The sequence below is a fragment of the Leclercia sp. Marseille-Q4284 genome (assembly GCF_916618945.1).
In the GTDB taxonomy this organism is placed as follows: domain Bacteria; phylum Pseudomonadota; class Gammaproteobacteria; order Enterobacterales; family Enterobacteriaceae; genus Enterobacter; species Enterobacter tamurae.
The window spans coordinates 1,438,931-1,463,225 of the sequence record NZ_CAKAKG010000002.1; the positions used below are offsets into that span (position 1 = coordinate 1,438,931).

Here is a 24,295-nt window from a genome sequence, read left to right on the forward strand (position 1 = left end):
GCTGAGGGTGAGTTGCCCGCAGCACGGTTGAATTCATACAGAGAGTAATCACATGGACAAATTTCGTGTTCAGGGACCTACGCGTCTCCAGGGCGAAGTCACAATTTCCGGTGCCAAAAACGCCGCGCTGCCGATCCTCTTTGCCGCACTGCTTGCGGAAGAGCCGGTAGAGATCCAGAACGTCCCGAAACTTAAAGACATTGATACCACCATGAAGCTGCTCGGCCAGCTGGGTACCAAGGTAGAACGTAACGGCTCCGTGTGGATCGACGCCAGCAACGTGAACAACTTCTCCGCGCCGTACGACCTGGTGAAAACCATGCGCGCTTCCATCTGGGCGCTGGGTCCGCTGGTGGCCCGTTTTGGTCAGGGCCAGGTCTCACTGCCGGGCGGCTGTGCCATTGGCGCGCGTCCGGTCGATCTGCATATTTTCGGCCTCGAGAAGCTGGGCGCCGAAATTAAGCTGGAAGAGGGTTACGTCAAAGCTTCCGTCAATGGCCGCCTGCAAGGCGCGCATATCGTGATGGATAAGGTGAGTGTTGGCGCAACCGTCACCATTATGTCTGCAGCAACCCTGGCTGAAGGTACCACCATTATCGAGAACGCCGCGCGTGAGCCAGAGATTGTGGACACCGCGAACTTCCTGAATACGCTGGGGGCGAAGATCACCGGCCAGGGTACCGACCGTATCACCATTGAAGGTGTTGAGCGCCTGGGCGGCGGCGTGTATCGCGTTCTGCCTGACCGTATTGAAACCGGGACCTTCCTGGTCGCAGCGGCCATCTCCGGCGGTAAGATCGTTTGTCGCAATGCACAGCCTGATACGCTGGATGCGGTACTGGCTAAGCTGCGTGATGCCGGTGCGGACATCGAAATCGGTGAAGACTGGATCAGCCTGGATATGCACGGTAAGCGTCCTAAGGCCGTGAACGTGCGTACTGCTCCGCATCCTGCGTTCCCGACCGATATGCAGGCGCAGTTCACTCTGTTGAACCTGGTGGCAGAAGGGACTGGCTTCATTACCGAAACCATCTTCGAAAACCGCTTTATGCACGTACCAGAACTGATCCGTATGGGTGGCCATGCTGAGATCGAAAGCAACACCGTGATCTGTCATGGTGTGGAAAAATTGTCCGGGGCGCAGGTGATGGCGACGGATCTGCGTGCGTCTGCAAGCCTGGTGCTGGCGGGCTGTATTGCGGAAGGTACAACGCTGGTGGACCGTATTTATCACATCGATCGCGGCTATGAGCGCATCGAAGATAAACTGCGTGCCCTGGGTGCAAATATTGAGCGTGTGAAAGGCGAGTAATCGTTAAGGCAGCCCCCTGCCATTTCGACCGGGGGGTTGCTGGTCCCGTTTAAAGGAGCGTCATTGTTGGCGCTCTTTTTGTTTTCTGCTCTGGCGCATCATGCGCGTTCTGTCGACAAATTCGTGGGTTAGCGGGTCATGGTAGCGTGATGGCCAAATGACCCAGGGATCGGTATCTAACGCCGTTGCAATGATCAGTTCTCCCTTCGGCCAAGGGCGCGTCAGCGCGTTTGCCAGGGTGGATGAACTGAGGCCATTACGACGGGATTCTGCCGCCAGTGATGTTCCCTTTTTACGCAGCGCGGCAATAATATCGGCCGAGTGCCAGTCGATAAATTTCTTATCCATTCAGCGGTCCCTCTGTTCTGGTACGTTTACGTCATTTCAATTAAATGACGTTTTTACTATACCTTCTTCGAACAGCGGTTCTAAAAAGTTCGCGTTACTGGAAGCAACATTCAGATTTTGCCAGGGCTTTAATCATGCGGCCTGTAAGCGGATTCTTTAACAACGTTATGGATATTATTGGGAACTTATCGGAACTCTCTCTTCATGAAAAAGAGAGTTCCTGGAACTGCTTATCGATCGCGTTGGACAGCAATATGGGCGAGACCGATCAGGGCATCACGCCATGGACTGTCAGGGATCACCTGAAGTGCGACGATGGCTTTATCCGCTTCTTCCTCGGCACGCTGACGCGTCCATTCCAGTGAACCACAGGTTGCCATTGCTTCCAGTACAGGTTCCAGAAGGTGTCGGCCGTTTCCTTGTTCAATGGCTTCGCGGATCAGGTTTGCCTGTTCAGGGGTGCCGTTACGCATGGCATGCAGCAGCGGGAGCGTCGGTTTGCCCTCATTGAGGTCGTCCCCGACGTTTTTGCCCAGCGTCTCGCCATCGGCGCTGTAATCGAGCAGATCGTCGATCAGCTGGAAGGCGGTGCCAAGATAGCGCCCGTAATCCTGCAGGCCACGTTCCTGCTCCTCACTACAGCCAGCAAGAATACCGGAGCACTGGGCCGCCGCCTCAAACAGACGTGCGGTTTTGCTGTAGATCACCCGCATGTAGTTCTCTTCGGTGATGTCCGGGTCGTTGACGTTCATCAGCTGCAGAACTTCGCCTTCCGCGATCACGTTCACCGCTTTGGACATCACTTCCAGCACCTTCAGCGAGCCTAGGCTGGTCATCATCTGGAAGGCGCGCGTATAGATAAAATCACCGACCAGCACGCTGGCAGCATTGCCAAATGCCGCGTTGGCGGTGGCTTTGCCACGACGCATGTCGGACTCATCGACAACGTCATCATGCAGCAACGTAGCGGTATGAATAAATTCGATCAGCGCCGCAATAGTGACGTGCGCATTCCCCTGATAGCCTACCGCGCGAGCGGCCAGCACAGCGATCATTGGACGGATGCGTTTGCCCCCACCGCTGACGATGTAGTAACCCAACTGATTGATTAGGGAAACGTCAGAGTCGAGCTGTTCCAGGATCGCTGCATTTACACCCGCCATATCTTGCGCGGTTAACTCATTGATTTTTTCTAAATTCATCGCAAAAGCCGGGCTTGTAGTCCTGTTTTCCACATTTCAAATGGGTTAACGTAGGGTTCGGTTTATCAATAGTAGCGCTGATTGTACTGAAAAAACGCCTCAGATAAACGTTACCGTACGTGTTGTGTTTTTTTTCTTCATGTATTGACGGTAGCACTTGTCAAAGGCTCGCGTTTTGCGTAATATTCGCGCCCTATTGTGAATATTTATAGCGCACTCTGAATCACACGAGGATGTGCGCGGAAGCGGAGTTTATATGTACGCGGTTTTCCAAAGTGGTGGTAAACAACACCGAGTAAGCGAAGGTCAGACCGTTCGCCTGGAAAAGCTGGACATCGCAACTGGCGAAGCTGTTGAGTTCGCTGAAGTTCTGATGATCGCAAACGGTGAAGAAGTCAAAATCGGCGTTCCTTTCGTTGATGGCGGCGTTATCAAAGCTGAAGTTGTTGCTCATGGTCGTGGCGAGAAAATTAAGATCGTTAAGTTTCGTCGTCGTAAACACTACCGTAAGCAGCAGGGCCACCGTCAGTGGTTCACTGATGTGAAAATTACTGGCATCAGCGCCTAAGACCTGAGGAGAGATTTAAATGGCACATAAAAAGGCTGGCGGCTCCACACGTAACGGTCGCGATTCAGAAGCTAAACGCCTTGGCGTTAAGCGTTTCGGTGGCGAAACTGTTCTGGCGGGTAGCATCATCGTTCGTCAGCGTGGCACCAAATTCCACGCTGGTAACAACGTAGGTTGCGGTCGTGACCACACTCTGTTTGCTAAAGCAGACGGTAAAGTGAAATTTGAAGTTAAAGGCCCGAACAACCGTAAATACATCAGCATTGTTGCTGAGTAAGGTTTTCTCGGTCCGGTAACGGATTAAAGCCCCGCAACGTGTTGCGGGGCTTTTTACATTGGAAACCCGGTAATTTTTTCTGTAGGGAAAACGGGCATGAAGCAGCAAGCCGGCATTGGTATTCTCCTGGCACTCATCACCGCGATGTGCTGGGGCGCATTGCCCATTGCAATGAAGCAGGTTCTTGAAGTGATGGAACCACCAACGGTGGTGTTTTATCGCTTCCTGATGGCCGGTGTTGGTCTGGGGACTATCCTGGCAATCAAGGGTAAGCTTCCGCCGATGCGCATTTTTCGCAAGCCACGCTGGATTATTGTACTGGCGATTGCGACAGGTGGTCTGTTCGGCAACTTCATCTTGTTCAGTTCTTCCCTGCAGTATCTTAGCCCTACCGCCTCGCAAGTTATCGGTCAGCTGTCACCGGTTGGCATGATGATCGCCAGTGTCGTTATCCTCAAAGAGAAGATGCGCGGCACGCAGGTGATTGGGGCAATGATGCTGCTTTGCGGTCTGGTGTTGTTCTTCAATACCAGTCTGATAGAGATCTTTACCCGCCTGACGGATTACACCTGGGGTGTGATTTTCGGCGTGAGTGCGGCGGCGGTGTGGGTAAGTTATGGCGTCGCGCAAAAGGTGTTATTGCGTCGTCTGGCGTCACAGCAGATCCTGTTTTTGCTGTACACTTTATGTACTATTGCACTGTTGCCGCTGGCGAAGCCGGGAGTCATTACCCAGTTAAGCGACTGGCAGCTGGCGTGTCTGATCTTTTGTGGTCTGAACACGTTAGTCGGTTATGGCGCCCTGGCGGAAGCGATGGCGCGCTGGCAGGCAGCACAGGTGAGCGCACTGATTACGCTTACCCCGCTGTTTACGCTGTTATTTTCAGATTTATTATCAATGGCCTGGCCCGATTTCTTCGTCAAACCGATGTTAAACCTGTTGGCTTATATCGGTGCGTTTGTCGTGGTTGCGGGCGCGATGTATTCCGCCATTGGTCATCGTCTTTGGGGACGTTGGCGCAAAAGTGAAGCGGTTGTAGTTGTCCCCCGCTCAGGCGAATGATTTACGGAGAGTAAAATGAAGTTTGTTGATGAAGCAACGATCCTGGTCGTGGCAGGTGATGGCGGTAATGGTTGCGTAAGCTTCCGCCGTGAAAAATACATTCCGCGTGGCGGCCCTGACGGCGGCGATGGCGGTGACGGCGGGGACGTATGGCTTGAAGCCGACGAGAACCTTAACACCCTGATCGACTACCGTTTCGAGAAAGCTTTCCGCGCAGAGCGTGGCCAGAATGGCCAGAGCCGTGACTGTACCGGCAAGCGCGGGAAAGATGTCAGCGTGAAAGTGCCGGTCGGGACGCGCGTTATCGATCAGGGCACGGGCGAAACCATGGGTGATATGACCAAACACGGTCAGCGCCTGATGGTAGCGAAAGGCGGCTGGCACGGTCTGGGTAACACCCGTTTCAAATCCTCAGTTAACCGTTCCCCACGTCAAAAAACGATGGGTACGCCGGGCGACAAGCGCGATCTGCAGCTCGAGCTGATGCTGCTGGCAGACGTCGGGATGCTGGGGATGCCGAATGCCGGTAAATCTACCTTCATCCGTGCAGTCTCTGCGGCCAAGCCGAAAGTGGCGGACTATCCGTTTACCACCCTGGTGCCAAGCCTCGGCGTGGTGCGTATGGACACCGAGAAGAGCTTCGTGGTTGCGGATATTCCGGGCCTGATCGAAGGCGCCGCGGAAGGTGCTGGTTTAGGGATCCGCTTCCTGAAACACCTTGAGCGCTGCCGCGTTCTGCTGCACCTCATCGATATCGATCCGATCGACGGTTCCGATCCGGTAGAGAACGCCCGCATCATTATTGGCGAGCTGGAAAAATACAGCGATAAGCTGGCTGCTAAACCGCGTTGGCTGGTCTTCAACAAGATCGACCTGATGGACAAAGCAGAAGCCGAAGCGAAGGCGAAAGCCATTGCGGAAGCGATGGGCTGGGAAGATAAGTACTACCTTATCTCCGCGGCAAGCCAGATGGGCGTGAAAGATCTGTGCTGGGACGTGATGACCTTCATCATCGAGAACCCGGTAACGCAGGCAGAAGAAGCGAAGCAGCCTGAGAAAGTCGAATTCATGTGGGATGACTACCACCGTCAGCAGCTTGAAGAGCAGACGGAAGAAGAAGACGACGAAGACTGGGATGACGACTGGGACGAAGACGACGAAGAAGGCGTTGAGTTCATCTACAAGCGTTAAGACCGTCAATGGCCCCCTTATCAAGGGGGCTTTTTTTTAATTCAATTTTGCCGGTAGCCAGCAGCTGACCGTCAGCCCACCTTCGGGACGGTTTTCCAGCGTCAGCTTGCCGCGATGCAGCTGCACGATACGCTGGACGATGCTTAACCCCAGCCCACTGCCGCCATAGCGTTGATCGATACGGCGAAACGGCTCGGTAATGGACTGGCGATGTGCCTCATCAATGCCAGGCCCCTGATCGCAGACACTTACCAGGGTACCATCGTCGACTTCCTGCATGCTGACTTCAATGGTGGTTCCCGCCGGGCTGTAACGCACCGCGTTCTCCAGCAAATTGCGCAGCATCAGCCGCAACAGGATGGCGTCTCCCTGTACGCTCAGGGAGCCCGTCTGCGGCCAGATCAGAGTGTGATCTTTGGTCTCATTCTCCAGCGCCAGCGGCGCAAAGATGGATTCGCTCCAGTTAACCGTATCGTAATGACCGCTGGCCAGAGCCTGGCCCGCCCGGGCCAGCATCAGAAGTTGCTCCACGGTATGCATCAGTTGATCGATACGGGCAATCAGCGTAGAGGCCTGAGGCGAGCCTGACTGTGCCATAAGCTCCAGATGCAGGCGGATGCCCGCCAGGGGCGTACGCAGCTCGTGTGCGGCGTCAGCAGTGAACAGACGCTCCTGCTGAATGGTTTGATCCAGCCGGGCAAGGAGTTGGTTCAGAGAGGTGGTCACGGCGCCAACTTCTTCCATATCGGAATACATCGGCAGCGGGGTGAGATTGTCGGCAGAGCGGTTTGCCAGGCTGGAGCGGAGCTGATTGAGGGGGCGGGTGATCCAGCTGACGGCCCAGAAGGAGAACAGCAGCGTAAAACCGACCATTACCAGGGAAGGCACCAGCAACGAGGCGATCGCCTCCCGGATCTCTTTCTCAACATGCTGGTTGCGTGATTTGGCAGAAAGCGTCTCGCTGACAAGGAAGCCGATTTGCTCCCGGCTTTCATGCCAGAGCCAGATAACGCTGATGAGTTGAAAGAACAGCAGAATGACTGCTAACAGCACCATCAGACGACGGCGCATGCTGTTCATTTTTGGCTCTCCAGACGATAGCCCACGCCGCGCACGGTTTTGATGCGGTCTTTACCCAGCTTGCGCCGCAGGTTATGGATATGAACCTCAAGGGTGTTCGAGCCGGGATCGTCCTGCCAGGAGTAGATATCCTGCTGTAAGGTCTCACGATGGACGGTCTGCCCGGTGCGCATGATCAGCCGCGTTAGCAGGGCGAACTCTTTCGGGGTGACCTCAACCGGCTGGGACTGCTGTAATACCTGCTGCGTTTGCAGGTTTAGCGTTAGATCGCCGTCGCTGAGCAGATTATCACTGTGCCCCTGATAACGCCGGATTAAGGCCCTTGCCCGCGCCTGTAGTTCCGCCAGGGCAAAAGGTTTCACCAGATAGTCGTCGGCGCCGGAGTCGAGGCCGTTGATCCTGTCTTCCAGCGCATCGCGCGCCGTCAGGATCAGCACCGGATTATCCACCCCACGACGACGCCACTGGCTCAGCAGGGTAGCTCCGTCTTTATCCGGCAGGCCAAGATCGAGGATCACCAGGCTGTACTCGCCGCTCTGGATAAGGCCATCAGCCTCGGCGGCAGTGCCAGCGCAATCGAGCGTATAGCCCTCCGCAGAGAGCGCCAGAGCCAGTCCTTCCTGCAGTAGCAGATCGTCTTCGACAATGAGTAATTTCATCGCTAGTTATTCTGATAAATATCCTTGTAAAGCCGGCTCTCAAAGCGCACCAGCGGGATACGGCGATTGCGTTGGTCTGCAGGTTCAACTGCGTAGCCAGAAAGATACTGCACAAAAGCCATCCGCTGCCCGCTGGCGGTAGTGATAAACCCGGCCAGGTTATAGACGCCCTGGAGCGAGCCCGTCTTAGCGGAGACTTTGCCATCCACGCCCGCGGCGTGCAGGCCAGCCCGATACTGCAGGGAGCCATCATAACCGGCGAGCGGCAGCATCGAGATAAAGTTTAGTTCAGTGTCGTGTTGAGCAATGTACTGAAGGACCTGCATCATGGTGGCAGGGGAGATCAGGTTATGGCGCGACAGACCTGAGCCATCAACCGCGATGGTATTCCCGAGCTCAATACCGGCCTGCTGACGCAGGATCTGCCGGACCGCATCCGACCCGGCACGCCAGGTGCCAGGAACGCCGAAGCGGGCGTGGCCGATCATGCGAAACACGGTGTCGGCAATCATGTTGTCCGATTTTTTCAGCATGATCTTCAGCAGGTCGTGCAGCGGCGCCGATTGCTTACTGGCAATCACGGTGCCCGGCTCGTTGCTCTGGGTCTGACGTAACAGCGTGCCGCTATAGGTGATGTTGGCCTGCTTCAGCTCATCTTTGAGGATCGCCCCGGCATAGCCTGCGCCATCCTGAATGGCGAAGGCCAGTGGCAGCGGATCGGCGCGCTGCGTCAGGCATCCGGTCAACGTAAAGCGGTTAAGATCTCCCGGTACCACGTCCAGTTCGCAGTACTGCGCTTCCGGCGACCCTTTCGCCAGGGTACGCACCTGGCTGAACATAGTGACCGGATAGTAGGATGCCACCCGGATAAAAGCTAAATCATTGGGTTTTGGTGCACTGTACAGCGAGACGGAGAAGCAGTTGCGATCGACAATCGCGGCCGCAGGCGGCGCGCTAAAGCACTGGGTCATGTCGTTCCACGGCCAGCCCGGGGCTTTATCATGGCTGGCGAAGATAGAGGTGTCGATAAGCACATTGCCTTCAATGCGCTGCACGCCCGACTTCTTTAGCACGGCGACCATATTGCGAATATCCTGACGCTTAAAGGTCGGATCCCCGCCAAAACGGGCGATAAGATCGCCTTTCAGCACACCGCCCTCAACGTTGCCTTTGCTCTCCAGCGTGGTGGTGAAGCGAAAGTCGGGCCCCAGCTGCAGCAGGGCGGCCAGGCCCGTGATCACCTTTTGCGTACTGGCGGGCAGGGCCATCTGCTGGCTGTGGTAATCAATCTTAGGGGCCTGGGCACCTATCTTTTGCACCATCAGGGCAAGATTGGCACCATCGGGCAGCTGATTAATATACTCGTCAACGTTCGCTGCCTGGACAGTGAACGCAAATGTGGTGGTCAATCCGATGATAAATCTGGAAAATCGCATAATCTCGCGCTAACAACCCGGAAACAAACCGCCATACTACGGCCCAACGCCCTGTAAAGTAAACGATGACCCATACTGAACTTCGCGTTAAAATGCGTATCAAATTGAAAAATTGCTGCTGTCCTGGAACTTTGCTTCCGGGTCAGTTTTCTTTTGCTTCTGACCTGTGCCAGGCTGTGATGCCTGCGGGGCCAGTCGTCGGGTCAGTTACCCGTACCTAACAGGAATGTCAAAGAGGTATAACAAATGCAAGCTATTCCGATGACCTTACGTGGGGCTGAAAAACTACGCGAAGAGCTGGATTTTCTGAAATCTGTTCGCCGCCCTGAGATCATTGCAGCCATCGCCGATGCGCGTGAGCATGGCGATTTGAAAGAGAACGCCGAGTACCACGCTGCGCGTGAGCAGCAGGGTTTCTGCGAAGGGCGTATTAAAGATATCGAAGCCAAGCTGTCGAATGCGCAGGTGATTGATATCACCAAGATGCCAAACAACGGGCGAGTCATTTTTGGTTGCACCGTTACCGTAATCAATCTGGATAACGATGAAGAAGTTTCTTACCGCATCGTGGGTGATGACGAGGCCGATTTTAAGCAGAATCTGATCTCGGTAAACTCACCGATTGCCCGCGGCCTGATTGGCAAAGAGCAGGACGATGTGGTCACCATCCGTACCCCGGGTGGGGAAGTGGAGTTCGAAATTATCAAGGTTGATTACCTGTAATTCGCATCTCCTGCCAGATGTTGATACATTGTAAAGATAGGAAAAAGGCCGCATAGCGGCCTTTTATCAACTCAAGGAGCATGGCATTTTGCTCACCTGCTTAAGAAAAACCCCTCGTTTTACACAGTAAATGTGTTCAATTCAGGATAATCTTAGCGTGGCAGCGAGATTTTACGCTCTTTAGATGGACGGTAGAGCACCAGCGTTTTACCGATGACCTGTACATTACAGGCGCCGGTTTCGCGCACGATTGCTTCCACGATCAAAGTCTTGGTCTCTCTGTCTTCAGAGGCGATTTTCACTTTGATTAATTCGTGGTGCTCCAGCGCTTGTTCAATCTCGGCCAGTACCCCTTCGGTCAAACCATTGTTGCCAAGCATAACTACAGGCTTGAGCGGATGTGCCAGACCTTTAAGGTGCTGTTTTTGTTTAGTACTCAGATTCATCGTATATTTTTGCTTACGTTGGGATTGAAAACGGTTCATTCTACCGCCATCTCCCTAATATCGCCAAATTGCTGAGTGGAAATTTACACCACAGGCTACGATGAACCAGGACGGAAAGTTAAATGACAGGTAAAAAGCGTTCTGCAAGCTCGAGCCGCTGGCTCCAGGAACACTTTAGCGATAAATATGTTCTACAGGCACAGAAAAAGGGGTTACGTTCCCGTGCCTGGTTTAAACTTGATGAAATACAGCAAAGTGACAAACTCTTTAAGCCGGGGATGACGGTAGTCGACCTCGGTGCAGCGCCCGGCGGATGGTCGCAATATGCGGTGACACAAATCGGCGGAACTGGCCGAATCATCGCCTGCGATCTTTTGCCTATGGATCCCATCGTTGGTGTGGACTTCCTTCAGGGCGATTTTCGTGATGAATTAGTACTGAAAGCGTTACTTGAACGTGTAGGTGACAGTAAAGTTCAGGTTGTCATGTCCGATATGGCGCCAAATATGTGCGGAACACCGGCGGTGGATATCCCTCGCTCCATGTATCTGGTAGAACTGGCGTTAGAGATGTCCCGTGATGTCTTAGCGCCGGGTGGTAGTTTTTTAGTGAAGGTGTTCCAGGGCGAAGGTTTCGAGGAGTATCTGAAGGAAATTCGCTCCCTGTTTGCGAAGGTCAAAGTTCGTAAGCCGGACTCTTCTCGTGCTCGTTCACGTGAAGTGTATATTGTAGCGACCGGGCGAAAATGATAGCCGGTAAGTTTCAGGCGAAAGTTTGAAATGAATCGGATACTGAGTATCCTGACGCTGTTTTTAACACAGTTGTAATAAGAGGTTAATCCCTTGAGTGACATGGCGAAAAACCTAATACTCTGGCTGGTCATTGCCGTTGTGCTGATGTCAGTATTCCAGAGCTTTGGGCCCAGCGAGTCTAATGGCCGTAAGGTGGACTACTCTACCTTCCTGCAAGAGGTCAACCAGGATCAGGTTCGCGAAGCGCGTATCAACGGACGTGAGATCAACGTTACCAAGAAAGATAGTAACCGTTACACGACTTACATTCCGGTGAACGATCCTAAGCTGCTTGATAACCTTCTGACTAAAAACGTCAAGGTGGTAGGTGAGCCGCCGGAAGAGCCAAGCCTGCTGGCTTCTATCTTCATCTCCTGGTTCCCGATGCTGCTGCTTATCGGCGTCTGGATCTTCTTTATGCGTCAAATGCAGGGCGGCGGTGGCAAAGGTGCCATGTCGTTCGGCAAGAGTAAGGCGCGTATGTTGACGGAAGACCAGATCAAAACCACTTTTGCTGACGTAGCTGGTTGCGACGAAGCAAAAGAAGAGGTGGGTGAGCTGGTTGAATACCTGCGTGAACCGAGCCGCTTCCAGAAACTGGGCGGTAAGATCCCGAAAGGCGTCCTGATGGTCGGCCCTCCGGGTACCGGTAAAACCCTGCTGGCGAAAGCCATCGCCGGTGAAGCGAAGGTCCCGTTCTTTACCATTTCCGGTTCTGACTTCGTGGAAATGTTCGTTGGTGTCGGTGCATCCCGTGTGCGTGACATGTTCGAACAGGCTAAGAAAGCGGCACCGTGCATCATCTTCATCGATGAAATCGACGCCGTAGGCCGCCAGCGTGGCGCAGGTCTGGGCGGTGGTCACGATGAACGTGAGCAGACGCTGAACCAGATGCTGGTTGAGATGGACGGTTTCGAAGGTAACGAAGGTATCATCGTTATCGCGGCAACTAACCGTCCGGACGTTCTTGACCCTGCGCTGCTGCGTCCAGGCCGTTTCGACCGTCAGGTTGTGGTCGGTCTGCCAGACGTTCGTGGTCGTGAGCAGATCCTGAAAGTGCATATGCGTCGCGTACCGCTGTCTCCGGACATCGATGCGGCAATCATTGCGCGCGGTACCCCAGGCTTCTCCGGTGCGGATCTGGCTAACCTCGTGAACGAAGCTGCACTGTTTGCTGCTCGCGGCAACAAGCGTGTGGTCTCGATGGTGGAGTTCGAGAAAGCGAAAGACAAAATCATGATGGGTGCGGAACGCCGCTCCATGGTGATGACGGAAGCGCAGAAAGAGTCCACGGCTTACCACGAAGCTGGTCATGCGATTATCGGTCGCCTGGTACCGGAACACGATCCGGTGCATAAAGTGACGATTATTCCGCGCGGTCGTGCGCTTGGCGTAACATTCTTCCTGCCGGAAGGCGATGCCATCAGCGCCAGCCGCCAGAAACTGGAAAGCCAGATTTCAACCCTGTACGGCGGTCGTCTGGCGGAAGAGATTATCTACGGTGTGGAACATGTTTCGACCGGTGCGTCTAACGACATTAAAGTCGCGACCAACCTGGCACGTAACATGGTGACCCAATGGGGCTTCTCCGACAAACTCGGTCCGCTGCTGTATGCGGAAGAAGAGGGCGAAGTGTTCCTGGGCCGTTCTGTGGCGAAAGCGAAGCATATGTCCGATGAGACAGCACGTATCATCGATCAGGAAGTAAAATCTCTGGTTGAGCGTAACTATGCACGTGCTCGCCAGATCCTGAACGACAATATGGACATCCTGCATTCGATGAAAGATGCGCTCATGAAATATGAGACCATCGATGCACCGCAGATCGACGATCTGATGGCGCGCCGCGAAGTGCGTCCGCCAGCAGGCTGGGAAGACCCAGGCGCTTCCAATAATTCTGACAACAATGGCACCCCGCGTGCGCCGCGTCCGGTCGATGAACCGCGTACGCCAAACCCGGGCAACACCATGTCAGAACAGTTGGGCGATAAATAAGTCACCGCTGTAGATGTTCGCTTTACCTGAAACCCTGGGGCTTGCCCCGGGGTTTTTCTTGTCTGCTTAACTAAAAAATCAGGGAATTGCCATGAAACTCTTCGCCCAGGATTCTTATCTCGATCTGACTCATCCGCATGTGATGGGGATCCTGAACGTTACGCCAGACTCGTTCTCCGATGGCGGGACGCATAACACGCTGATCGAGGCGGTCAGGCATGCGAATCTGATGATCAATGCCGGGGCGACCATCATTGACGTTGGTGGAGAATCGACGCGACCGGGCGCGGCAGATGTCAGCGTTGACGAAGAGTTGTCCCGGGTGATCCCGGTGGTGGAAGCCCTCGCGCAGCGTTTCGAAGTCTGGATTTCGGTGGATACCTCTAAGCCTGAGGTGATTCGCGAGTCAGCGAGAGTGGGCGCTCACATTATTAATGACATTCGATCCCTCACCGAACCGGGAGCGCTTGAGGCCGCGGCAGAGACCGGGTTGCCGGTCTGTCTGATGCACATGCAGGGCCAGCCGAAAACCATGCAGGATGCCCCGAAGTATGATGACGTGTTTGCTGATGTGAACCGCTACTTTGTTGAGCATATTGCGCGTTGTGAGCGTGCCGGTATCGCAAAAGAGAAATTGCTGCTCGACCCGGGATTCGGTTTCGGTAAAAATCTCTCTCATAACTTCGAGCTTCTTGCGCGCTTATCTGAATTTCACCATCTTGGCCTGCCGCTGCTGGTCGGGATGTCACGAAAATCTATGATAGGCCAGTTGCTTAACGTCGGGCCATCAGACCGCCTGAACGGAAGCCTGGCCTGCGCGGTTATTGCAGCGATGCAGGGAGCGCATATTATTCGCGTCCATGACGTAAAAGAGACAGCAGAAGCCATGCGAGTGGTGGAAGCCACACTGGCAGCTAAGGAAAACAACCGCTATGAGTAATCGTAAATATTTTGGTACCGACGGCATTCGTGGGCGCGTGGGCGATGCGCCAATCACTCCTGAGTTTGTACTGAAGTTAGGCTGGGCGGCAGGCAAGGTGCTGGCCAGTCACGGCTCGCGCAAAATCATCATTGGTAAAGATACGCGCATCTCCGGCTATATGCTTGAATCGGCGCTGGAAGCCGGTCTTTCTGCCGCCGGGCTCTCTGCCTCCTTTACCGGCCCAATGCCAACACCTGCTGTTGCCTATCTCACCCGGACCTTCCGTGCGGAAGCGGGGATTGTGATCTCCGCCTCGCATAACCCGTTCTACGATAACGGCATCAAATTCTTCTCTATCGATGGCACCAAGCTGCCGGATGAAGTTGAAGAAGCCATCGAAGCGGAAATGGAAAAAGAGCTCACCTGCGTGGACTCCGCTGAGCTGGGTAAAGCCAGTCGTATCGTCGATGCGGCTGGGCGCTACATTGAATTCTGTAAAGGTACCTTCCCGAACGAGTTGAGCCTCAGCCATCTTAAAATCGTGGTGGACTGCGCGAACGGGGCAACCTACCACATCGCCCCAAACGTGTTCCGCGAACTGGGTGCGCAGGTGGTGGCTATTGGCTGTGAACCTAACGGGCTGAACATTAATGCTGAAGTGGGGGCAACGGACGTTCGCGCTCTGCAGGCGCGCGTGCTGGCAGAGAAGGCCGATCTGGGTATCGCCTATGACGGCGACGGCGACCGCGTCATCATGGTTGATCATGAAGGCAATAAGGTCGATGGGGATCAGATCCTCTATATTATTGCTCGTGAAGGCCTGCGTCAGGGCCAGCTGCGCGGCGGTGCCGTCGGTACGCTGATGAGCAACATGGGTCTGGAGCTGGCACTTAAGCAGCTGGGGATCCCGTTTGTGCGCGCAAAAGTGGGCGATCGCTACGTTCTGGAAAAACTGCAGGAGAAAGGCTGGCGCATTGGCGCGGAAAACTCCGGCCACGTGATCCTGCTCGATAAAACCACCACCGGTGATGGCATTGTGGCCAGTCTGCAGGTGGTTGCGGCAATGGTGCGTAACCATATGTCCCTGCACGATCTGTGCAGCGGCATGAAAATGTTCCCGCAGATCCTGGTTAACGTCCGCTTTACCGCCGGTAAAGGCGATCCGCTGGAAAACGACAACGTGAAAGCGGTGATGGCTGAGGTTGAAGCGGCGCTGGGCTCCCGTGGCCGCGTTCTGCTGCGTAAGTCAGGCACCGAACCACTGATCCGGGTGATGGTTGAAGGTGAAGACGAAGCGCAGGTGACTGAGTTTGCCCATCGCATCGCGGATGCCGTGAAAGCGGCGTAACATTTTTGGTAAGTGTTTAAAAAGGCGGCGTCTGCCGCCTTTGTTTTGTACAGTTGCGGGTCTTTTGCTGTTTTTTTCCGCACTTGATACAATGCGCTGAAATTGCCCTTGCGAAGGTCATTCGCTTTGGTTAGTATTCACACCCGCTTCAGTGGGAAAGCAAATTCCTGCTTATTGGTCGAAGCATTGGTATGCGGCAAATCCGCAAGGAACAGGTTGATTATGTACGAAGCTCTTTTAGTAGTTTTCCTTATTGTAGCCATCGCTCTGGTAGCGTTGATCATGCTGCAGCAAGGTAAAGGCGCTGATATGGGGGCCTCTTTTGGAGCAGGCGCTTCTGGTACGCTGTTCGGTTCAAGTGGTTCTGGTAACTTCATGACCCGCGCAACGGCGATTCTGGCAACGCTGTTTTTCATCATCAGTCTGGCGCTTGGCAATATCAACAGCAACAAGACCAGTAAAGGAAGCGAGTGGGAAAATCTGAGCGCGCCGGCGAAATCCGAGCAGACTCAGCCAGCTGCACCGGCTAAGCCGACCAGCGATATCCCGCAGTAAGAGTAGTATCTGTGCTGAGGTGGTGGAATTGGTAGACACGCTACCTTGAGGTGGTAGTGCCCTAACGGGCTTGTGGGTTCGAGTCCCATCCTCAGTACCAATATTCCGAAGAAAAGACGTCGCAAGACGTCTTTTTTTTCGTCTGTAGTCTTATCTTTTCGTAGGCCCGGCAAGCGCAGCGCCGCCGGGCGAAAAGACGGCGGGGGCGCTACGCTTGCCCGCCCTACAAAAGAGCATAAAAAAGGCGCCTTCAGGCGCCTTTTGCATTCGGTACAGTGATGATTACTTCTTATCGCTGTTTTCCAGATTCTCTACCTGCGGCAGGCCATTCCCCGTTGATACGGAGAGCAGACCGTTCTCGGTATAGGTGAACAGCTTGGCACGGGTATCGGTGATATCCAGATTGCGCATGGTCAACTGGCCAATACGATCGTCCGGCGAGAAGACCGAGTCACCTTTCTCCATGGTCAGACGCTCTGCCTGATAGGTCAGGTTGTCAGACACGGTGTTCAGAATGGAATAATCATTGCCACGACGCAGTTCCAGGGTCACTTCACCGGTAATTGCGCTTGCCACCCAACGCTGCAGAGCATCACGCAGCATCAGCGCCTGCGGATCGAACCAGCGACCCTGATACAGCAGTTTGCCCAGCTGGCGACCATGAGAGTGATACTGCTCAATGGTATCTTCGTTGTGAATACCGGTCAGCAGACGCTCATAAGCGATGTGCAGCAGCGCCATCCCCGGGGCTTCATAAATGCCACGGCTTTTCGCTTCGATGATACGGTTTTCGATCTGATCGCTCATCCCCAGACCGTGACGGCCGCCGATGCGGTTAGCTTCCAGCATCAGTTCTACATCATCAGAGAAGGTCTGGCCGTTCAGGGCAACCGGGTGGCCGCGTTCGAAACGTACGGTCACTTCTTCTACCTGGATTTTGACGTTTTCGTCCCAGAACTTCACGCCCATGATCGGGTTAACGATCTTCACGCTGGAGTTCAGGAATTCCAGGTCTTTTGCTTCGTGTGTCGCACCCAGCATGTTGGAGTCGGTGGAGTAAGCTTTCTCCACTGACATTTTGTAGTCAAAGCCACAGGCGATCATGAATTCGGACATTTCGTGACGGCCACCGAGTTCGTCGATGAAGTCAGTATCCAGCCACGGCTTGTAGATCTGCAGTTCGGCGTTGGTCAGCAGGCCATAACGGTAGAAACGCTCAATGTCGTTGCCTTTATAGGTGCTGCCATCACCCCAGATGTTGACGCCATCGTCTTTCATCGCGGCAACCAGCATGGTGCCGGTAACGGCACGGCCCAGCGGGGTGGTGTTAAAATAGGTCAGGCCACCGGTGGTATTATGGAAAGCGCCACACTGGATGGCAGCGATACCTTCGGCAACCAGCTGCTTACGGCAGTCAATCAGGCGTGCGTTCTCTGCACCGTACTCCATGGCACGACGAGGGATCGCATCATAATCGTCCTCATCTGGCTGACCCAGGTTCGCAGTATATGCATAAGGAACCGCTCCCTTCTGGCGCATCCACAGCAGTGCAGCGCTGGTATCCAGGCCGCCTGAAAAAGCGATGCCAATACGTTGTCCTTGCGGAAGATGCTTGAGAATCGTCGTCATAAAATAAAACCCTGCTTGATTGACTGATGAGTGATCGCTTTCACCCTAAATGCATTTTTATGCAGAATAAGTGAGTTTTCATTTAATCATCTTTTGGCAAGCACCGAAAGCAATTCGTGTATTTTTTGTAAAAATTTCCCGCCGGAATCGCTGCGGTTGGCAGGGTTGACAGAGGGCGTCCACTATCAATATACTGAACGCCGATTTTACGTCCCGTCCTCGGTACCAAATCCCAGCATTATTTGCATTTTTTACCCATAAAGAGTAGAATTTGCCACGTTTCAGGCGCGGGGTGGAGCAGCCTGGTAGCTCGTCGGGCTCATAACCCGAAGGTCGTCGGTTCAAATCCGGCCCCCGCAACCACTTTCCTATAAAGTCCTTTTTCAAATATACTGTGAAGACTTAGCGCCTTCGTAGCTGGATTTGAAAAAATTCTTTTTGAAAGTGCTCCAGGCCACTGCTGTGGCTATAGGGTTCAGTTATCTAAAGCCCCGATTTATCGGGGTTTTTTGTTATCTGACTACAGAATAACTGGGCTTTATGCCCTTTTTTTACGTCTTGGGGGTGGGCTTGTCCACATTAGACCAAAAATTAACAGAGATGATTAAGGCACCAGTCGAAGCACTGGGCTACGAACTGGTCGGCATCGAATTTATTCGCAGCCGTACATCCACGCTGCGCATCTATATTGATAGTGAAGATGGCATCAATGTTGATGATTGTGCTGATGTTAGCCACCAGGTGAGTGCGGTTCTTGATGTTGAAGATCCTATTACCGTCGCCTATAACCTGGAAGTTTCCTCGCCTGGTCTGCATCGCCCGCTGTTTACTGCTGAACACTACACGCACTACATTGGTGAAGAAGCGGCTCTCGTCCTGCGAATGGCTGTACAAAACCGCCGTAAATGGCAGGGCGTTATTAAGGCCGTTGACGGTGAGATGATCACAGTAACAGTCGAAGGCAAAGATGAAGTGTTCGCGCTGAGTAATATCCAGAAGGCGAACCTGGTTCCCCACTTTTAACAGTCTGGATGAGGTGAAAAGCCCGCGATGAACAAAGAAATTTTGGCTGTTGTTGAAGCCGTCTCCAACGAAAAATCACTGCCGCGCGAGAAGATTTTTGAAGCGCTGGAAAGTGCACTGGCTACGGCAACCAAGAAAAAATACGAACAAGAGATCGATGTTCGCGTAGAAATCGATCGTAAGAGCGGCGACTTCGATACCTTCCGTCGTTGGGTTATCGTTGAAGAAGTGACCCAGCCAACGAAAGAGATCACTCTGGAAGCGGCGCGTTATGAAGATGAAAGTCTGAACGTTGACGATTACGTTGAAGATCAGATCGAATCCGTCACCTTCGACCGTATCACCACCCAGACTGCTAAACAGGTTATCGTACAGAAAGTTCGTGAAGCTGAGCGCGCCATGGTCGTTGACCAGTTCCGCGAACACGAAGGTGAGATCATCACCGGCGTAGTGAAGAAAGTTAACCGCGACAATATCTCCCTGGATCTGGGTAGCAACGCTGAAGCTGTCATTCTGCGTGAAGATATGCTGCCACGTGAAAACTTCCGTCCGGGTGACCGTATTCGCGGCGTACTCTATTCCGTGCGTCCAGAAGCGCGTGGCGCACAGCTGTTCGTGACCCGTTCTAAACCTGAAATGCTGATCGAACTGTTCCGCATTGAAGTGCCAGAAATTGGCGAAGAAGTGATCGAGATTAAAGCCGCTGCCCGCGATCCGGGTTCTCGTGCGAAAATCGCGGTGAAAACCAACGACAAGCGTATTGACCCGGTAGGGGCTTGCGTCGGTATGCGTGGCGCACGTGTTCAGGCTGTTTCGACTGAACTGGGTGGCGAGCGTATTGATATCGTCCTGTGGGACGACAACCCGGCGCAGTTCGTGATTAACGCGATGGCACCGGCTGATGTTGCGTCTATCGTGGTAGACGAAGATAAGCACACCATGGATATCGCCGTTGAAGCTGGCAATCTGGCGCAGGCGATCGGCCGTAACGGTCAGAACGTGCGTCTGGCTTCACAGCTGAGCGGCTGGGAACTCAACGTAATGACCGTTGATGACCTGCAGGCTAAGCATCAGGCTGAAGCCCATGCAGCTATTGATACCTTTACCAAGTACCTGGACATTGACGAAGATTTCGCCACCGTTCTGGTTGAAGAAGGTTTCTCCACGCTGGAAGAACTGGCCTATGTGCCAATGAAAGAACTGCTGGAAATTGACGGCCTGGATGAAGCCACCGTTGAAGCCCTGCGTGACCGCGCTAAAAACGCACTGACCACCCTGGCACTGGCTCAGGAAGAAAGCCTTGGTGATAACAAGCCGGCTGATGACCTGCTGAATCTGGAAGGTCTTGATCGTGCGATTGCGTTCAAGCTGGCTGCCCGTGGTGTTTGTACGCTGGAAGATCTCGCTGAACAAGGCGTTGATGACCTGGCTGATATCGAAGGTTTAACCGACGAGAAAGCCGGCGAGCTCATCATGGCCGCACGTAATATTTGCTGGTTCGGCGACGAAGCGTAATAAACTGTAGCAGGAAGGAACAGCATGACTGATGTAACTGTAAAAACGCTGGCTGCTGAGATTCAGACTTCCGTGGACCGCCTGGTACAGCAATTTGCTGATGCAGGGATCCCGAAGTCTGCTGATGACTCAGTGACCGCGCAAGAGAAACAAACCTTATTATCGCACCTGAACCGTGAACACGGCTCGGCGCCTGATAAACTGACGTTACAGCGTAAAACGCGCAGTACGTTAAATGTTCCAGGTACCGGTGGAAAAAGCAAATCGGTACAAATCGAAGTCCGCAAGACACGCACCTTTGTAAAACGTGATCCGCAAGAGGCTGAACGCCTTGCCGCGGAAGAGCAGGCGCAGCGTGAAGCGGAAGAACAAGCTCAGCGTGAGGCGGAAGCAACCGCCAAACGTGAGGCAGAATTAAAAGCTGAACGTGAGGCCGCAGAAAAAGCGAAGCGCGATGCCAGTGATAAAGCGAAGCGTGACGCGGCGGAAAAAGACAAAGTGAGCAATCAACAGACTGACGAAATGACCAAAACTGCCCAGACGGAAAAAGCCCGTCGTGAAAATGAAGCTGCCGAGCTGAAGCGTAAAGCGGAAGAAGAAGCTCGCCGTAAGCTGGAAGAAGACGCACGTCGTGTTGCTGAAGAAGCGCGCCGTATGGCAGAAGAGAACGAGAAGAACGGTGTGAATCCTGTTGAGCAGACAGAAGACACCAGTGATTATCACGTGACTACTTCTCAGCATGCGCGCCAGGCAGAAGACGAAAACGACCGTGAAGTTGAAGGTGGTCGTAGCCGTACCCGTACCGCATCAAAAACTGCCCGTCCTCAGAAAAAGGGCAACAAGCACGCTGAATCCAAAGCCGATCGCGAAGAAGCCCGTGCAGCGGGTCGCGGTGGTAAAGGTGGTAAGCGTAAAGGTTCCGCTCTGCAGCAAGGCTTCCAGAAGCCAGCTCAGGCTGTTAACCGTGACGTTATCATCGGCGAAACCATCACCGTTGGCGAGCTGGCGAACAAGATGGCCGTTAAAGGCTCTCAGGTCATCAAAGCGATGATGAAGCTGGGTGCAATGGCGACCATCAACCAGGTTATCGACCAGGAAACCGCACAGCTGGTTGCCGAAGAGATGGGCCACAAAGTTATCCTGCGTCGTGAAAACGAGCTGGAAGAAGCGGTAATGAGCGACCGTGACACTGGCGCAGCGGCTGAACCGCGTGCACCGGTTGTAACCATCATGGGTCACGTTGACCACGGTAAAACCTCTCTGCTGGACTACATTCGTTCTACGAAAGTGGCCTCCGGCGAAGCAGGCGGCATTACCCAGCACATCGGTGCCTACCACGTAGAAACCGACAACGGGATGATCACCTTCCTGGATACCCCGGGCCACGCCGCGTTTACCTCCATGCGTGCTCGTGGTGCTCAGGCGACGGATATCGTTGTTCTGGTGGTTGCAGCAGACGATGGCGTGATGCCGCAGACTATCGAAGCAATCCAGCACGCGAAAGCGGCGCAGGTGCCTCTGGTCGTTGCAGTGAACAAAATCGATAAGCCAGAAGCGGACATGGATCGCGTTAAAAACGAACTGTCTCAGTACGGTGTTATGCCGGAAGAGTGGGGCGGTGAGTCTCAGTTCATCCCGGTTTCTGCAAAAGTGGGTACCGGTATCGATGACCTGCTGAACGCTATCCTGCTGCAGGCTGAAGTTCTGGAGCTGAAAGCGGTTCGCAATGGTATGGCGAGCGGTGCGGTGATCGAATCCTTCCTGGATAAAGGTCGTGGCCCGGTTGCTACCGTTCTGGTACGTGAAGGTACCCTGAACAAAGGCGACATCGTGCTGTGTGGCTTCGAATATGGCCGTGTTCGTGCAATGCGTGACGAACTGGGTCGTGAAGTGCTGGAAGCAGGTCCATCCATTCCGGTGGAAATCCTCGGTCTGTCCGGTGTTCCGGCTGCCGGTGATGAAGTGACCGTTGTTCGTGACGAGAAGAAAGCGCGTGAAGTTGCGCTGTATCGTCAGGGCAAATTCCGTGAAGTTAAACTGGCTCGCCAGCAGAAATCTAAACTCGAGAATATGTTTGCCAACATGACCGAAGGCGAAGTTCACGAAGTGAACGTCGTTCTGAAGGCCGACGTTCAGGGTTCTGTGGAAGCGATCTCCGACTCTTTACTGAAACTGTCTACCGACGAAGTGAAAGTGAAGATCATCGGTTCTGGCGTAGGTGGTATCACCGAAACCGACGCAACCCTGGCTGCAGCGTCCAACGCAATTCTGGTTGGCTTCAACGTCCGTGCCGATGCTTCTGCGCGTCGCGTGATCGAAGCGGAAAGCCTGGATCTGCGTTACTACTCCGTCATCTATCACCTGATCGACGAAGTGAAAGCGGCAATGAGCGGTATGCTGTCTCCGGAACTGAAACAGCAGATCATCGGTCTGGCTGAAGTACGTGACGTGTTCAAATCACCGAAATTTGGTGCGATCGCGGGCTGTATGGTTACCGAAGGCAACATCAAGCGTCACAACCCAATCCGCGTTCTGCGTGACAACGTGGTTATCTATGAAGGCGAGCTGGAATCCCTGCGCCGCTTCAAAGATGACGTTAACGAAGTCCGTAACGGCATGGAATGTGGTATCGGCGTGAAGAACTACAACGACGTTCGCGTTGGCGACATGATCGAAGTGTTCGAGATCATCGAGATCCAGCGTACCATCGCTTAATCTGCGTAGAATGTAGGCCGGGATCGCCTCGCGCCACCCGGCAAGAATTAACAAAAGGGGCTTAGAGCCCCTTTTTTGTCTGGAGAATTTATTATGGCGAAAGAATTTGGTCGCCCGCAGCGCGTTGCTCAAGAGATGCAAAAAGAGATCGCAATCATCCTGCAGCGCGAAATTAAAGACCCACGCCTGGGCATGATGACAACGGTATCCGGGGTTGAAGTATCCCGCGATCTGGCCTATGCCAAAGTGTTTGTGACTTTCCTGAATGACCAGGATGAAGCGGCAGTTAAGCTGGGCATCAAAGCCCTGCAGGATGCCTCTGGTTTTATCCGCTCTCTGCTGGGCAAAGCTATGCGCCTGCGTATCGTGCCGGAACTGACCTTCTTCTACGATAACTCACTGGTTGAAGGGATGCGCATGTCCAACCTGGTCACCAGCGTGGTGAAGCAGGATGATGAGCGTCGTGTGAACCCGGACGATAACAAGGAGGACTAATGAGTCGTCCTCGTCGTCGCGGTCGCGACGTGCACGGCGTGCTGCTGCTGGATAAGCACCAGGGTGCCTCCAGCAACGACGTGCTGCAAAAAGTAAAGCGTCTCTATAATGCCAACCGCGCCGGTCATACCGGTGCGCTGGATCCGCTGGCGACCGGCATGCTGCCGGTTTGCCTGGGCGAAGCGACGAAGTTTTCCCAGTATCTGCTGGATTCCGATAAACGTTACCGCGTGATTGCGAAGCTGGGTCAGCGCACGGATACCTCCGATGCGGACGGCCAGGTGGTCGAAGAGCGTCCGGTGACGTTCAGCGGCGATCAGCTTGAGGCGGCGCTGGAAAGTTTCCGCGGCGACACCGAGCAGGTGCCGTCGATGTATTCCGCACTGAAATACCAGGGCAAAAAACTCTATGAGTATGCACGCCAGGGTATCGAGGTGCCGCGCGAAGCCCGTCCGATTACGGTGTATGAACTGCTGTTCATTCGTCATGAAGGCGATGAACTGGAGCTGGAAGTCCACTGCTCAAAAGGCACGTACATCCGAACCATCATTGACGATCTGGGTGAAAAGCTGGGCTGTGGCGCGCACGTGATCTATCTGCGCCGTCTGGCCGTCAGTAAGTATCCTGCAGAACGGATGGTGACGCTGGAGCAGCTGCAGGCGCTGGTTGAGCAGGCTCATGAGCAGGGTATTGATGCTGCCGAGTTGCTGGACCCACTGTTGATGCCGATGGACAGTCCAGCTTCGGACTACCCGGTCGTCAATCTGCCGCTGACCTCGTCCGTTTACTTCAAAAACGGTAACCCGGTGCGCACCACCGACGTCCCTCATCAAGGGCTGGTTCGCGTTACGGAAGGCGACGACAACACCTTTATCGGTATGGGTGAAATTGACGACGAAGGTCGTGTTGCACCGCGCCGTCTGGTGGTCGAATATCCGGCATAAGCTGACGCCTTACCTTGCGATAACCAGGGGAGGCGGGTAGAATATTGCCGCTTAACGTC

General features: G+C 54.0%; 23 protein-coding genes and 2 tRNA genes. 18 read left to right on the forward strand and 7 right to left on the reverse strand.

The window, feature by feature from the left end; all coding sequences use genetic code 11:
- Positions 1-52 precede the first annotated feature (52 nt).
- Positions 53-1,312, forward strand: coding sequence for a UDP-N-acetylglucosamine 1-carboxyvinyltransferase (gene murA, locus LG383_RS21630; protein ID WP_106994827.1), 1,260 nt, complete (start codon positions 53-55; stop codon positions 1,310-1,312).
- Positions 1,313-1,372: 60 nt separating this feature from the next.
- On the opposite strand, the gene sfsB is transcribed toward murA, so the two are convergent.
- Both sfsB and ispB read right to left on the reverse strand, forming a co-directional pair.
- Positions 1,373-1,660, reverse strand: a complete 288-nt coding sequence (gene sfsB / locus LG383_RS21635) for a DNA-binding transcriptional regulator SfsB (RefSeq protein WP_106994826.1) — start codon at positions 1,658-1,660, stop codon at positions 1,373-1,375.
- A gap of 230 nt (positions 1,661-1,890) precedes the next feature.
- Positions 1,891-2,862 (reverse strand): octaprenyl diphosphate synthase, encoded by a 972-nt coding sequence (ispB, locus tag LG383_RS21640; RefSeq protein ID WP_106994825.1) that lies wholly within the window; start codon positions 2,860-2,862, stop codon positions 1,891-1,893.
- 256 nt (positions 2,863-3,118) lie between these two features.
- Between ispB and rplU the strand changes: the two genes are divergently transcribed.
- From rplU to cgtA, 4 genes are all read left to right on the forward strand, one after another.
- Positions 3,119-3,430, forward strand: a complete 312-nt coding sequence (gene rplU, locus LG383_RS21645; protein ID WP_106994824.1) for a 50S ribosomal protein L21 — start codon at positions 3,119-3,121, stop codon at positions 3,428-3,430.
- A 19-nt stretch (positions 3,431-3,449) separates the two neighbouring features.
- The gene (gene rpmA, locus LG383_RS21650) at positions 3,450-3,707 is read left to right on the forward strand and encodes a 50S ribosomal protein L27 (RefSeq protein WP_007673187.1); all 258 of its coding nucleotides are present in this window, start codon (positions 3,450-3,452) and stop codon (positions 3,705-3,707) included.
- A gap of 96 nt (positions 3,708-3,803) precedes the next feature.
- Positions 3,804-4,769 (forward strand): DMT family transporter, encoded by a 966-nt coding sequence (locus tag LG383_RS21655; RefSeq protein ID WP_106994823.1) that lies wholly within the window; start codon positions 3,804-3,806, stop codon positions 4,767-4,769.
- Positions 4,770-4,784: 15 nt separating this feature from the next.
- Complete coding sequence (cgtA, locus tag LG383_RS21660) at positions 4,785-5,960, forward strand: Obg family GTPase CgtA (RefSeq protein ID WP_106994822.1); 1,176 nt, start codon at positions 4,785-4,787, stop codon at positions 5,958-5,960.
- Between the two features lie 36 nt (positions 5,961-5,996).
- On the opposite strand, the gene pmrB is transcribed toward cgtA, so the two are convergent.
- Genes pmrB through dacB form a run of 3 tightly spaced genes read right to left on the reverse strand, consistent with a single transcriptional unit; the run spans position 5,997 to position 9,135 of the window.
- A complete protein-coding gene (gene pmrB, locus LG383_RS21665) occupies positions 5,997-7,040 on the reverse strand; it encodes a two-component system sensor histidine kinase PmrB (RefSeq protein WP_225760114.1) in 1,044 nt (347 codons plus the stop codon).
- Positions 7,037-7,699 carry a two-component system response regulator PmrA gene (gene pmrA, locus LG383_RS21670; protein WP_106994820.1) on the reverse strand — a complete coding sequence of 221 codons (663 nt, stop codon included), beginning with the start codon at positions 7,697-7,699 and terminating at the stop codon, positions 7,037-7,039. Before pmrA ends, pmrB begins: the two co-directional genes overlap by 4 nt.
- A 2-nt stretch (positions 7,700-7,701) precedes the next feature.
- A complete protein-coding gene (gene dacB / locus LG383_RS21675) occupies positions 7,702-9,135 on the reverse strand; it encodes a serine-type D-Ala-D-Ala carboxypeptidase (protein WP_225760115.1) in 1,434 nt (477 codons plus the stop codon).
- Between the two features lie 246 nt (positions 9,136-9,381).
- On the opposite strand from dacB, the gene greA reads away from it, so the two are divergent.
- The gene (gene greA, locus LG383_RS21680) at positions 9,382-9,858 is read left to right on the forward strand and encodes a transcription elongation factor GreA (protein ID WP_142487242.1); all 477 of its coding nucleotides are present in this window, start codon (positions 9,382-9,384) and stop codon (positions 9,856-9,858) included.
- A gap of 152 nt (positions 9,859-10,010) precedes the next feature.
- Here greA and yhbY read toward each other — a convergent pair whose 3' ends face one another.
- Positions 10,011-10,304, reverse strand: a complete 294-nt coding sequence (yhbY, locus tag LG383_RS21685; RefSeq protein ID WP_095099897.1) for a ribosome assembly RNA-binding protein YhbY — start codon at positions 10,302-10,304, stop codon at positions 10,011-10,013.
- Between the two features lie 122 nt (positions 10,305-10,426).
- Here yhbY and rlmE point away from each other — a divergent pair, with 122 nt between their 5' ends.
- The 6 genes from rlmE (at position 10,427) to LG383_RS21715 (ending at position 16,015) form a co-directional block, all read left to right on the forward strand.
- The gene (rlmE, locus tag LG383_RS21690; protein WP_106994817.1) at positions 10,427-11,053 is read left to right on the forward strand and encodes a 23S rRNA (uridine(2552)-2'-O)-methyltransferase RlmE; all 627 of its coding nucleotides are present in this window, start codon (positions 10,427-10,429) and stop codon (positions 11,051-11,053) included.
- A 102-nt stretch (positions 11,054-11,155) separates the two neighbouring features.
- Positions 11,156-13,090 carry an ATP-dependent zinc metalloprotease FtsH gene (gene ftsH / locus LG383_RS21695; RefSeq protein WP_106994816.1) on the forward strand — a complete coding sequence of 645 codons (1,935 nt, stop codon included), beginning with the start codon at positions 11,156-11,158 and terminating at the stop codon, positions 13,088-13,090.
- A gap of 91 nt (positions 13,091-13,181) precedes the next feature.
- On the forward strand, positions 13,182-14,030 hold the full coding sequence (folP, locus tag LG383_RS21700; RefSeq protein WP_225760116.1) for a dihydropteroate synthase: 849 nt from the start codon (positions 13,182-13,184) through the stop codon (positions 14,028-14,030).
- Positions 14,023-15,360: a phosphoglucosamine mutase gene (glmM, locus tag LG383_RS21705; RefSeq protein ID WP_106994814.1), complete on the forward strand. Its 1,338-nt coding sequence runs from the start codon at positions 14,023-14,025 to the stop codon at positions 15,358-15,360. The genes folP and glmM overlap by 8 nt, the downstream gene beginning before the upstream one ends.
- Positions 15,361-15,582: 222 nt before the next feature.
- Positions 15,583-15,915 carry a preprotein translocase subunit SecG gene (gene secG, locus LG383_RS21710; protein WP_032614427.1) on the forward strand — a complete coding sequence of 111 codons (333 nt, stop codon included), beginning with the start codon at positions 15,583-15,585 and terminating at the stop codon, positions 15,913-15,915.
- Positions 15,916-15,928: 13 nt separating this feature from the next.
- Positions 15,929-16,015 (forward strand) — tRNA-Leu (locus tag LG383_RS21715).
- 182 nt (positions 16,016-16,197) lie between these two features.
- On the opposite strand, the gene argG is transcribed toward LG383_RS21715, so the two are convergent.
- Complete coding sequence (argG, locus tag LG383_RS21720; RefSeq protein ID WP_225760117.1) at positions 16,198-17,544, reverse strand: argininosuccinate synthase; 1,347 nt, start codon at positions 17,542-17,544, stop codon at positions 16,198-16,200.
- Between the two features lie 286 nt (positions 17,545-17,830).
- Here argG and LG383_RS21725 point away from each other — a divergent pair.
- The 6 genes from LG383_RS21725 to truB all read left to right on the forward strand — a co-directional run bounded on the left by LG383_RS21725 (position 17,831) and on the right by truB (position 24,236).
- A tRNA-Met gene (locus LG383_RS21725) sits at positions 17,831-17,907 on the forward strand.
- Between the two features lie 207 nt (positions 17,908-18,114).
- A complete protein-coding gene (rimP, locus tag LG383_RS21730; protein WP_142487237.1) occupies positions 18,115-18,567 on the forward strand; it encodes a ribosome maturation factor RimP in 453 nt (150 codons plus the stop codon).
- Positions 18,568-18,594: 27 nt separating this feature from the next.
- On the forward strand, positions 18,595-20,082 hold the full coding sequence (nusA, locus tag LG383_RS21735) for a transcription termination factor NusA (RefSeq protein WP_106994811.1): 1,488 nt from the start codon (positions 18,595-18,597) through the stop codon (positions 20,080-20,082).
- A gap of 24 nt (positions 20,083-20,106) precedes the next feature.
- Positions 20,107-22,797: a translation initiation factor IF-2 gene (gene infB / locus LG383_RS21740; protein ID WP_106994810.1), complete on the forward strand. Its 2,691-nt coding sequence runs from the start codon at positions 20,107-20,109 to the stop codon at positions 22,795-22,797.
- Between the two features lie 93 nt (positions 22,798-22,890).
- Positions 22,891-23,292 carry a 30S ribosome-binding factor RbfA gene (gene rbfA, locus LG383_RS21745; protein ID WP_059307112.1) on the forward strand — a complete coding sequence of 134 codons (402 nt, stop codon included), beginning with the start codon at positions 22,891-22,893 and terminating at the stop codon, positions 23,290-23,292.
- Entirely contained in the window at positions 23,292-24,236 is a 945-nt protein-coding gene (gene truB, locus LG383_RS21750) for a tRNA pseudouridine(55) synthase TruB (protein ID WP_106994809.1), read from the forward strand. The genes rbfA and truB overlap by 1 nt, the downstream gene beginning before the upstream one ends.
- Positions 24,237-24,295: the final 59 nt, after the last annotated feature.